Raw genomic sequence first — 12,275 nt, 5'->3', positions numbered from 1 at the left:
CATTCCATCACAATCGTAAAATATCATTGAATAGTGCAATTCCCATTATTACCATTAATAAAATAAAGCCAATACGAAAAAAGCGTTCTTGTGCTTTATTTGATAACGTTTTTCCTCTTATTTTTTCAAATAATAAAAAGATAAGGTGTCCGCCATCTAATATAGGTAATGGAACAAGATTGATAACCCCCAAACTTATACTCATAAAGGCAAGAAAGTACAAATAAGAAGTAAAACCATAACTTGCTGTTTGCCCTGCGCTTTTAGCTATTGTTATTGGTCCTGATAAATGTTGTAGTCCAATAACACCTGTCATTAATTGATAAAGAGAACGAATTGTTAACTTTGTAGTTAACAATGTTTGCTTCGTACCTTTATAAAAGCCTTCTAAAAAACCATACTGAATAACTTTTGCATTAGATGTAGGATATATACCTGCAGCCCCCTCCCCGTTCTTTTGAAGGGTTGGTACAAGCCTAAGATCAATATCTTCACCTTGTCGATTAACCTTTAACGTTATAGCATGAGCTTTTTTAATTGTATTAGAAAAATCACTCCAATCAACATAAGGCTGTTTATTATAACTAATAATTTTATCACCAACACGTAAACCTGCTTGCTCAGCAGCAGAATCCGGTACGATTTTACTCACAATTGGAGAAATATCCAACTTTTTAGGTACAAAACCAAACGCTGTGATAGCAGAATCTTTTTCTACATCAAAATTCCAATTATTAATATCTACGGTAACTTCTTTTAGATGGTTATTATCATTACTATCAATATAAGAAAACTTTATATTTTCCTTACCCATTACTGTAATTAAGGCTAAATTGACATCATTCCACGTTTCAATTTTAATATTATCAATATTTTTTAATTCAGCCCCTGATGGAATTGCAACTGAAGCTGCTGGCGTATTAGGTATTACGTCTTTTATTTTAACGGGGTAAGTTGCCACACCCATTAAAAAAATAACCCAATAGATAAATAATGCTAATACAAAATTAGCAAAAGGACCCGCAAAAATAATTGCAGCTCGTTGCCAAATCTTTTTTTTATCAAAAGCAAACGTTTCGTTACTGCTCGATAATGTTGCAACTCTACCATCAAGCATTTTAACATAACCACCAAGCGGAATCATAGCAATTACCAATTCGGTTCCACCTAAAAATTTATGTGACCAAATTTTTTTACCGAAACCAATTGAAAAACATTCAACTTTAACCTTACATAAACGAGCCACACAAAAATGACCAAACTCATGAATAGTAACTAATATGCTAATAGTAATAATAAACAATAGTACTGATAACAGCAAAATCTACCACCTTTTATAATAAATAAAAAGATAATGTAGTAAAAACAGGGACTGCAGCTGTTAAGCTATCAATACGATCTAAAATACCACCATGCCCAGGAATTAAACAACCACTATCTTTAATACCGGCTTGGCGCTTAAACATGCTTTCAGTTAAGTCACCTAATACTGAAACTAAAATTGCTAACAAAGAACTAATAAAAAACACACCAAATGTCATATCAAACAAATTAAAAAAGTAAGCGATTATACAAATAATAGTTGCAACACTAACACCACCGATAAAACCTTCTATAGTTTTTCCTGGTGATACTTTTATCGCTAATTTTCTCTTACCAAATGCTCTTCCTGTAAAATAAGCTCCAGTATCTGTCGCCCAAACTAGCACAAAAATATAAAGTAACCAAATTGCACCTGTATATGAGTTAGAATAATAGCCAATTGAGCGTAATTTAATCATACCAATAAAAAATGGGACTAGAGTAAAAAAAGCAAATAACAATTTTACAACAACTGAATTACACCAATATTTAGTTGTATCAGGATAGTTAAGTATTAAGTACAAAGCAATCAGCCACCATACAATTGATAAAAATAAAATAATGGCAAATAGCTCTATTTTTAACTCACATGAATTGGGGATTAAATAAAGTGCACTTAATAAAATAACAATTGAAAGAGCGAAGATTAATTTTGAATATTTTTTGGTAATATTAAGAAACTGAGCCCACTCCCATGCAGCTAAGCCACAAATAAGAATAATAATTAAAGAAAACACCGATAACGGAACAAAAAAAAGAACCACTATCACAAGTGGAATCAGTACAATTGCGGCAAGTATACGATGGATTAACATAAATGTTCCTTATTATGAATGCCACCAAAACGTCGTTCTCTGGCATTAAATGCATTGATTGCTTCATCAAATAAAATCTGGTTAAAATCAGGCCATAACGTATCTGTAAAGTAAAACTCAGAATAAGCAATTTGCCATAATAAAAAATTGCTTATTCGATATTCCCCTCCTGTTCGAATCACTAAATCAACTTCGGGAAACTCACTCATACACATTTCTGAGTTAAAACGATCTTCTGTCACTTCATCTAAAGTAATTTCGCCCAATTTAACTTGCATAGCCATTTTCTTTGCAGATTGCAAAATATCCCAACGACCTCCATAGTTAGCAGCAATATTCAAAACTAGACCTGAATTATCTTTAGTTAAATTTTGCGCACCAATAATCATATTTTGCAAATGCTCATTAAATCGAGAAATATCACCAATAATATTCAAGCGAACATTATTTTTATGCAAGTTTTTGATTTCTCGATTTAACGCATAAATAAAAAGAGAAATTAAAGCCGAAACCTCGTCAGAGGGGCGTTTCCAGTTTTCACTACTAAATGCATATAAAGTAAGTACTTTCACCTTCAGACTCGCCGCATAGGTGACAATTTTTCGGACAGTTTTTAAGCCTGCACGATGACCAACAACACGCAATTGGTTACGTAACTGTGCCCAACGGCCATTTCCATCCATAATTATAGCCACATGACTTGGTATACATCTTTTTGTGGTCATGTAATATCTCGTATCGTCTCAATCATTATATTAAATTATTATTTTGACACAATTAACGTGTACCATAAACGACAATTGTCTTACCATGAGCAGAAATCAAATGCTGCTCTTCGAGCATTTTTAAAATTCGACCGACTGTTTCACGTGAACAGCCAACAATTTGACCTATTTCTTGTCTTGTAATTTTGATTTGCATGCCGTCAGGATGTGTCATTGCATCAGGTTGTTTAGCAAGATTCAAAAGTGTCTGAGCAATACGTCCAGCGACATCCAAAAATGCTAAATTACTGACTTTTTCAGATGTTACTTGCAATCGGCTTGCCATTTGACTAGCAAGACACATTAAAATATCAGGATTGACTTGGACAAGTTGCTTAAACTTTTTGTATGAAATTTCGGCTACTTCACAACTTGTTTTAGCTTTAACCCAAGCACTGCGCTCGGTACCTTCTTCAAAAAGACCTAATTCACCTAAAAACTGATTTTGATTTAAATAAGATAAAATCATTTCGTTACCTTCATCATCTTTAATCAAAACAGCGACAGAACCTTTTAAAATATAATAGAGAGTTTCTGCTCTTTCACCTTGGTGGATAAGCGTACTCTTAGCTGGATATTTATGAATATGGCAATGAGATAAAAACCATTCTAATGTTGTATCTGATTGTTGTTTACCAATCATTCGCCCACCTCTCTATTTAATCTACAATAACAACACTATAACAAAATTACACAATAAATTATATATTAACAAACAATCATTTTAACCATTATTTAATTAGTTTAATATCAATTGTTTCATGCAATTGTGACCAGCATATTACTGCAGAACCATTTGCTAATTGAATTTTAACATCATTAACTTTTTCTTGGAGTGATTTTTCTTGTAAACCGTAGTCAGTACCTTCTCGTAATACAAAGTGTTCTATAAGATTATTTAACGTTTCAGGATCAATATCTTGCCAAGGGATTTTCATTGTAAATTGTATTGAATTAAATGTAATGCCATTTTAAATTATTAAGTTAACAATAAGAAAGGTGAATTTAATTATTATTGCTGTTTACTCTTATATCAATATAAATAAGTATTTTAAGTTAAGCAATAGCCTTTAATAAATAAGTAATACTTCATCTAATATACTCATTATTAAATTAAAAAAATAATAAAAAACCACCCCGAAGAGTGGTTTTTTTACACTGAATGTAACTAAATTTAAAATTAGTTAGCAGTAACTTTAAGTTTGAAACCTTGAGCACCAGCTTTGTAAGCATCTCCACCATCAGTTCTGGTGTACATACTATTAGTCGTAGCTAAAGTAATAGTATCAGCAGTTCCTAAGTTATCTGCTACTGATGCTGTAACTCCCTCATACGTACCATCTAAAGTCCATACAAAAGTATAACCACTTAATTCAGTTTCGTTAGCATCTAAAACGCTATCGCTATTAGCATCATCCCATACGATGGCTTGGAATGTATCACCATATTTAAGTGGATCAACTGAAGTGTTTTGATCATAGTTGACTGCTTTGTCTACAGTACCATTGACAACTTTGAAAATACCAACCCTAGCTGTAGTAGACGTAATCGGACCAAAACCTGGAGCAGCATTTCCCCCAGGTCCATGAGGACTAGAATCACCGTTTGTCGGATCCGCATTTAAATTAGGATTGTTTGGATCAGGTGCACCACCAGGAGCGTCTCCAGGATTAGAACCATTTGCGTCAGTAGCAACTGGAGCAGCATTTGCCCAAATATCATTTACACCTATCCATTGGTTATAATATGGAAGACCAAATTCAGTTCTTTCTAAAATTCTAAAACCAATTTTATCTGCACCTACGAAGTTACTATCAATTAGAAAAGATATATAGCCTGCACCTGTAGCTGTAATAGTAGGAGTAACACTTTGCCATGTACCATTTTTTTGTATCGAAACAAGTAGCGTATCTCTCACTGTTCCATTATCTTGGTCACCATCTGCATCAAACAAGTCATATTTAATAACAACAAAGTCACCTGTTTGAGCTGCACGGTTACCGATACTAGTATTACCCGCCGGATCTGTAGATATGATAACATCCAAAGCATGATCGTTCCCAGTACTTGGCGCTCTTAAAACGGGTTTGGTACCATTAATAACTTGGTCAGTAGTTGCATCTAAAGCAAATGCCCCACTTGCTGCATAACCAGCTAAAAATAAGCCTAATGCAACTTTTTTAATTGTAAGATTTTTCATGTTTAACTTCCTATTTTCTCTATAAATTAACATGTTGTATTTATATAAATACACCATTTACTTGGTGTTCCCTTCTTGATTATCGACGCAAGTCGATAATCAAAACTTCTATCTGTTATAAAACAGTAACTTGCAATTTAAATCCTTGATCGCCAGCACACGCAGTAGGAGAAGCTGACTGTGGAGTTAAATCCAAATGTCTTGGTGCACCCGCTACAGCTGAAATACTCGTACCAGATGACGCATAACTGTAATTATTAGGTGTTTTACCTTTTATTTTATAAGGAGCATTCTCTCCCATAGCAACGTTAAACCACGGTCCATTAGGATGATTACTAGCATCATTTGGCAATGAAGTTGCTACATTAGGACAGGCACTTGAATTCGAACCAACCAATGACCAAATCACATATGGAGCACTAATTGGAGTGCGATCACTTGCAGAGGTAAATGCTTTAACCTGATATTCATTACCAACTAGCCATTCATTTGGGCCTGCAGGCTCAAATTGAAGTACAGAGCCTGAACTTGCAGCGAGTAATGTTCCAGAATTACTCCAAACTTCTATGTAACCAGATTTACCACCAGAAAAATCGACTGAAGCTTTATTGAAAGATGAACCAAAACCATACTGATCTAATGAAATTGAAAAATCAATCCGTCCCTGAATATTTGAAGCCACATCTAACACATAACTATCACCAACTACTTCTAAACCAGCTGCGGTCGAAGCGCTAGGTGACACCTTTTGACCCTTTGAAACTTTTTCAAATGATTTTACAATAACACAAGATTCTTGCCCTGGACATTCATTTATAGTACCTGATGTACCATTAATTAAAGCAATTTTTTTACCATTGCTCGTTGCAGTCCATAATTCAGCAAACTCGTTAAATGTTACTGGTATACGGTTCATTAGTTCATTATCACTAAAACCATCTACATCTTGAAATGAGCTAATTGCACCATTGTTACCCTTTGGTTTAACAAGAGTTGCTAATATAGTTAAACTACTTACACCGTCTGCAGGATGATTAGCTGAGGTCGTTTTGTTACCTGTGCTATCTACTGCCCACACACCGACTTTTCGTATTGCAGGATCGGGTAATACTTCAAAATTTACGGCATTAGATGTTGCCGATTTACCACGGCTGTCTGTAACTGACAGAGATAAAGAATATTTACCATTTGTGCTAATAGGCAGGTGCTGACCATTTTCATTAGTATAACTAGGGGCAACAATCTTCCAGTTATTGGTATCAACTGTTGGGTTAAGCCAAGAAGATGAAGTACATGTTCCTGCTGTGATACATAAAAATCCACCTCCAGCATCAATATCTAACATATTACCGGCCCATGCTAAACTTGTTAAACTTTTAGCATTATGAACCCCAACACTCAACGCATAAGTCTGTCCTTCAATTAGCTGAGTTTGCTCAAGCCCTAAGTCAACAGACATTTTCTTTTCTTTATATTCAAGAACAATGTAATTATTACGATCAACTAAATCATAACGGCTTCCTTTTAGTGAACGCGCAGATTGAACCATATCAGGATCTAATTGATCCTTTAATGGAGTGCCTATACGATAGTTCATTGTTAACTCAGCCTTAGTTGCTTTTTTATTATCTTGACCAAGCTTATGCTCTGCCTTAATAGTGAAAAGTGGAACTGGTGTATAATCAATACCTACAGTAACTGCCCTTGGATCTTTTTGTAAATTATCTTTACCAAATAACGCAACTTTATCACCATAGTATTGTTCATACATAAGTGATCCACCTAAATGTGGATATTGTGGCAAATAACCTTGGAAACGAACATCAAACCCTCTTGCTGCACGCTCTAAATAAAATTCAAAATCTTTAGAATTTTTCCAATCAGATAAGGGATGATAATAGTTAACAGCGAACTTCATGTAATCAGTCCATGCTTCTGCACCAACACCTAAACGATTATGAGAACGTTGAAAATCATGGTCAAAAAACACATTATAACCAAGCAACCATTTTTTATCAGCTACGTCCCAACGTTGACCAATACCAAAGTTACCAATACGGCGATTATGTTCATATTCCTGAAATGATATTTGACTAAATATTAATGTATCTTCAGTATCGTACCATGGGCTAAATAACTTTAGATTAACATTATTAAACTCACCTTTATCACTCAAATCAAATTGTAATTGAGCCGTACCAAAACGACCTAAAAAGTCTTGTACGGCATTACGAGCCGGTTCAACAACTTGATTTTTAACACTATTACGAACATAGTTTTCTGCATAATCTTTACCTCTGTTTTTTAAATGTCCAGATAGACCACCGTTATCTGACGAGGTTAATTCTTTCCAGTCCTGACTAGCGAGTGTTTGTAATACTGAAGCAGTTTGAGTTAAAACGGCATCTTTGTCTTTTTTTACATCATAATTATCATCTGAACCTAACTGAGGTAGGTTAGCATGCGGGTCTTTTTTATCATCATTTGATGTAATTGCTGGTAACAAAGGAGAATCTTCAGGAAGAATTATACTTTCGCCAATGTCAACAATATCCTTTTTATCAAAACGCCCCGCATTCATTGCGCGTAATTCTGAGACAGAAATACTACTTAAAAGTGCAATTTGATACAGACTACGTCGCTGATTGTTGATCATCTGACGAGCTTTTGTGCCATCTTTTAATTCAATTATTCTATTATTTACAGAATTTTGCGATAACTGAGGATCGACAGCAAAAGCTGATTGCCACCCTAATGTAGCAATGACAAATGCAGAGACAATTGTTAAATTAAGATTGTTTCTCATCTTAATATTCCTTATTTTTTCGACAAACCACATAACATAAAAATGTAGCTAAAATCAATTTATCTTTATAAAGTATTAGTGTAATTATTTATGTTCTTTACAATTCTTTACAAAAAGAAATTCAATCCTGCTAAGTCTATTACAAAAATGTCATTTATCAAAGCGATTTATTACTTTTTTTTGATTTTTTCTATAAATTGCATTTTATAACTATAAAATACAATTAGTTATATTAACATATATTACTATAAATTTTGACAAATTAAATGAAATATTAAATTAAATTAACTATAATTAAATAAAAAATTTATTAATTTGTAATTTTAATTGTTTATATAATATTTCTTTTTTACAATTATTATTGCTATTCATTGACCTTCATTATAGATTTCTAGGTTTTCTGACTCTTTAGAAGCTAAAAATTTTTTACTTTCGCCTCTTTTTTTTTCTAGTGATGATAAATAACTATTATCAATTCCTCCAGTAATATATATTCCATCAAAAACAGAACACTCTAAATGACGAATATTCGGGTTTTGTTCTGTGATTGAATCAATTAAAGCGGATAAGTCTTGAAAAATGAGTTTATCAGCACCAATAACCTTAGCAATTTCATCAACTGTTCGGTTATAAGCAATCAGCTCACTAGCAACAGGCATATCAATGCCATAAACATTTGGATGTCTAATTTCTGGTGCCGCAGACGCTAAATAAACTTTTTTTGCACCAACTGAACGCACCATTTCAACAATTTCTTTTGAAGTTGTACCTCGGACAATAGAATCATCAACTAAAAGTACATTTTTACCTTCAAATTCAATGCGATTAGCATTGAGCTTTCTTCTTACAGATAACCTACGAGCACTTTGTCCTGGCATAATAAATGTACGACCAACATAGCGATTTTTAACAAACCCTTGTCGATAAGGCTTATTTAAAATACGTGCAATTTCAAGAGCAGCATCACAAGAGGTCTCAGGAATAGGAATGACTACATCAATATCAATATCCTTCCACTCTCTAGCTATTTTCTCTCCCAGCTTTTTCCCCATTTCAATACGTGATTGATAAACTGATACGCCATTAATTAACGAATCTGGTCTTGCAAAATAAACATATTCAAAAATACATGGGTAATATTGAGGATTATCGGAACATTGCTTAGAATATAACTGTCCATTTTGACAAATATAGATAGCTTCTCCTGGCTCAACATCACGCATAAATTCAAAATCAAGTATATCTAGAGCAACGCTTTCTGACGCAACCATATATTCAATTTTTTTATTTTCAAGGACTCGTTTACCAATTACTAAAGGGCGGATTCCATAAGGATCACGAAAAGCAACAAGACCATGGCCAATAATCATTGCTACGCAAGCATATGCGCCTTTAATAATACTGTGAACATTATGTATTGCGTTAAAGATATTATCGGCAGTCAATGGAAAAGTAGGAAACTTATCTAATTCATTGGCAAAAATATTGAGTAAAACTTCAGAATCTGAATTTGTATTAACATGACGTTTTGCAAGTTCAAATACTTTATTTCTAAGCTCATCGGTATTGGTTAAATTTCCATTATGAGCAAGCGCAATACCATAAGGTGAATTGACATAAAAAGGTTGCGCCTCGGACGGGCTTGAACTACCTGCAGTAGGATAACGAACATGCCCTATTCCCAAATTACCTTGCAATCGCTGCATATGATGCTCTTGAAACACATCTTTAACTAAACCATTCGCTTTACGCAAACGAAAGCGATTTTGATTATCAATAGTCACAATACCAGCTGCATCTTGCCCTCGATGTTGCAAAACAGTCAATGCATCATAAATAGATTGATTAACAGTACTACACCCTACAATACCAACAATACCGCACATACTATGATTACCTCAAATTTATTGCACTAAAAACGAAGAAGACTGTTGTATAAAATCAAAAAACCAACGAATAATAAAATGAAAATGTGGAATTAATTGTGATTGAGCCCAATACGAAGATTGAGATAACGAAGTAAAGGTATCAACCAAAAAGAGAACTGCCGCAACAACCAAAATACCCCGTAATACGCCAAAACAGATACCTAATACACGATCAGTGCCAGATAATCCCGTTTTTTGGACTAATTGACCAATAAGATAAGATACAATTGAGCAAACTAATAGCGTAGCAATAAATAAGATAACAATGGCTGTTGCAATGCGTATAATATTACTATCAAAATAAGTTAAATAATCGGTAATATAGATATAAAATCGGCTAGAAACAAAGAAAGCTAAAACCCAGCTAATAAGAGATAAAGCTTCTCGAACAAATCCCCGCACAATGCTAATTAATGCAGAAACGGTAATTACACCAATAATCGAAAAGTCAACCCAGTTCATCATAATAACTCACAATTTTATATTAATAATATTTTATTTTAATTGTTATTTGCAATACAAAACAATGACTAATTAGCAATAATAATACCTTTTAATTTTGTTAAATTATTTAAGTTAATAATCACTTGTTCTGCTTGTTCTTTTTTAGCATAAGGACCAACCTGTAACTTAATTAACTGATTAGGTTCAGGGTTTTTGGGTATTGTTTTAACGCTATAATTATTTAGCCTTAACAATGCAACTAACTCTTCTATTTTTTGCCTATTTTTTAAAGCAGTAAGCTGGATCATATAAGGCTTAGGTTCTTGTTGTGACACAGAATCGTTGTTTATCGTTGTTGAAGTATCTGCATTATCAACAATATCTGACGAAACGATTGAACTAGGACTTTGTTCTGAATCAGGTATATAAGAAATATCTGGTATATTATCGGTAAAATCATCATCGTTGGTTGATGCTATAGCCTGATTTTGATGAGTAATAACGTCTGGTTGAAAAATAGGGGTTGTAGAAATTGGCAAGTTAGACTTATCGGTTATTATCCATGGTGTAATTGCTGCAGTAATAAGCAATAATGTAGCAAACCCTACAAGACGATTCCTTATTTTATTGTAATTTTTTGGATTAATTTGTTGATTATCCGTCATAATTAATTCCACTTAAATGAGGAGTTTCAGCTAAAACATCAGATACAGTATGAAATGAACCACATATCACGATAATATCACTCTGTTTAGCATCCTGCATTGCTTTTCGATAAGCTCTAGAAACCGTATCAAATGTTGATACATTAGGTTCACCTTTATTCAATAAGTGTTGTTTTAATACTTCTGCACTACAACCTCGCTCACCATAAAGTGAGGCACAATACCATGCATCGCCAGTTAAAATAGATAAGGTGCTTTTAATATCTTTGTCTTTAAGCATACCAATGACAAATCGTAGTTTTCCAAGCCCCAAATATTTCTCTTTTAATTTTTCTAATTGTTGTGTTAAATAAGTTGCAGCATGGGGATTATGAGCTACATCAAGGATCACCAACGGTGATGTTTTGATAATTTGAAAGCGTCCCGTTAAATTAGAATTTTTTAATCCATTAACTATTTCGTGTCGTGTTATTTTAAGCGATGAATAGCTTAAAGCAGCAACTGCAGTTGCTGCGTTAGCTAAAGGAACATTAGCAATAGGTAAATTTTCATATTGTTTTATAGATGACTGAAATACCCATGAATTGTTATTAACTTGTCTAAAATACCAATCACAATTTACCGAATAGATCGGGCAGTTAACTAATTTTGCAACATTTAAAATAGATGTAGGCATATCTGGCTCACCAACAACAGCAATACTTTTAGATTTAAAAATACCTGCTTTTTCACGCCCGATACTTTCACGGGTATCACCTAAATAATCAATATGATCAATATCAATAGTTGTGATGACAGCCACGTCTGCATCAACAATATTGGTTGCGTCTAACCGCCCACCAAGGCCAACTTCTAATATAACCACATCTAATTTTGCATGTTTGAATTGATAGAGTGCAGCAAGTGTTGCATATTCAAAATAGGTAAGAGATATATCGGCTCTGGCTTTTTCTATTTCGACAAAAGCTTTTACGGTTTCTTGTTCACTTGACTCTTGGTTATTAATACGTACGCGCTCAGTAAATCGTAATAAATGAGGGGAGCTATACACACCAACGTGCAAACCAGCCTCAAGCAATATCATTTCAAGTGTTCGGCAAGTGGTTCCTTTGCCATTGGTGCCAGCAACAGTAAAAATGTAAGGTGCTGGTTGCACTAAATTAAGACGTTGAGCGACTGTCTTTACTCGTTCTAAACCCAAATCAATAGTTGTTGGATGTAATTGCTCTAAATAACAAAGCCATGTATTTAGATCTGACATGGCATTCGGTTGTTTAATTTGCATACTCAA

11 protein-coding genes are annotated in these 12,275 nt (G+C 33.7%); all 11 read right to left on the bottom strand.

Features of this window, described 5'->3' with window-relative positions; all coding sequences use genetic code 11:
• Positions 1-7: 7 nt before the first annotated feature.
• Entirely contained in the window at positions 8-1,321 is a 1,314-nt protein-coding gene (gene rseP / locus GQ594_RS00615) for an RIP metalloprotease RseP (RefSeq protein WP_160411022.1), read from the bottom strand.
• Positions 1,322-1,334: 13 nt separating this feature from the next.
• Entirely contained in the window at positions 1,335-2,177 is an 843-nt protein-coding gene (locus tag GQ594_RS00610; protein ID WP_160411021.1) for a phosphatidate cytidylyltransferase, read from the bottom strand.
• The gene (locus GQ594_RS00605) at positions 2,171-2,902 is read right to left on the bottom strand and encodes an isoprenyl transferase (protein WP_160411020.1); all 732 of its coding nucleotides are present in this window, start codon (positions 2,900-2,902) and stop codon (positions 2,171-2,173) included. Before GQ594_RS00605 ends, GQ594_RS00610 begins: the two co-directional genes overlap by 7 nt.
• A 52-nt stretch (positions 2,903-2,954) precedes the next feature.
• Positions 2,955-3,584, bottom strand: a complete 630-nt coding sequence (gene crp / locus GQ594_RS00600; RefSeq protein ID WP_160411019.1) for a cAMP-activated global transcriptional regulator CRP — start codon at positions 3,582-3,584, stop codon at positions 2,955-2,957.
• 88 nt (positions 3,585-3,672) lie between these two features.
• A complete protein-coding gene (locus tag GQ594_RS00595) occupies positions 3,673-3,879 on the bottom strand; it encodes a YheU family protein (RefSeq protein ID WP_160411018.1) in 207 nt (68 codons plus the stop codon).
• A 242-nt stretch (positions 3,880-4,121) separates the two neighbouring features.
• On the bottom strand, positions 4,122-5,141 hold the full coding sequence (locus GQ594_RS00590) for a hypothetical protein (RefSeq protein WP_160411017.1): 1,020 nt from the start codon (positions 5,139-5,141) through the stop codon (positions 4,122-4,124).
• A 115-nt stretch (positions 5,142-5,256) separates the two neighbouring features.
• Positions 5,257-7,947, bottom strand: coding sequence for an inverse autotransporter beta domain-containing protein (locus tag GQ594_RS00585; protein ID WP_160411016.1), 2,691 nt, complete (start codon positions 7,945-7,947; stop codon positions 5,257-5,259).
• A gap of 368 nt (positions 7,948-8,315) precedes the next feature.
• Positions 8,316-9,833, bottom strand: coding sequence for an amidophosphoribosyltransferase (gene purF, locus GQ594_RS00580; RefSeq protein ID WP_160411015.1), 1,518 nt, complete (start codon positions 9,831-9,833; stop codon positions 8,316-8,318).
• A gap of 18 nt (positions 9,834-9,851) precedes the next feature.
• Complete coding sequence (locus tag GQ594_RS00575; protein ID WP_160411260.1) at positions 9,852-10,337, bottom strand: CvpA family protein; 486 nt, start codon at positions 10,335-10,337, stop codon at positions 9,852-9,854.
• Positions 10,338-10,405: 68 nt separating this feature from the next.
• Entirely contained in the window at positions 10,406-10,984 is a 579-nt protein-coding gene (locus GQ594_RS00570) for an SPOR domain-containing protein (protein WP_160411014.1), read from the bottom strand.
• Positions 10,974-12,269, bottom strand: a complete 1,296-nt coding sequence (gene folC, locus GQ594_RS00565) for a bifunctional tetrahydrofolate synthase/dihydrofolate synthase (RefSeq protein WP_160411013.1) — start codon at positions 12,267-12,269, stop codon at positions 10,974-10,976. The genes GQ594_RS00570 and folC overlap by 11 nt, the downstream gene beginning before the upstream one ends.
• Between the last annotated feature and the right edge of the window lie 6 nt (positions 12,270-12,275).

This window comes from Gilliamella sp. Pra-s52, assembly GCF_009795805.1.
GTDB lineage: Bacteria > Pseudomonadota > Gammaproteobacteria > Enterobacterales > Orbaceae > Gilliamella.
Note: the sequence above shows the minus strand (reverse complement) of the source record. Positions and strands in the feature narration are given on the sequence as shown.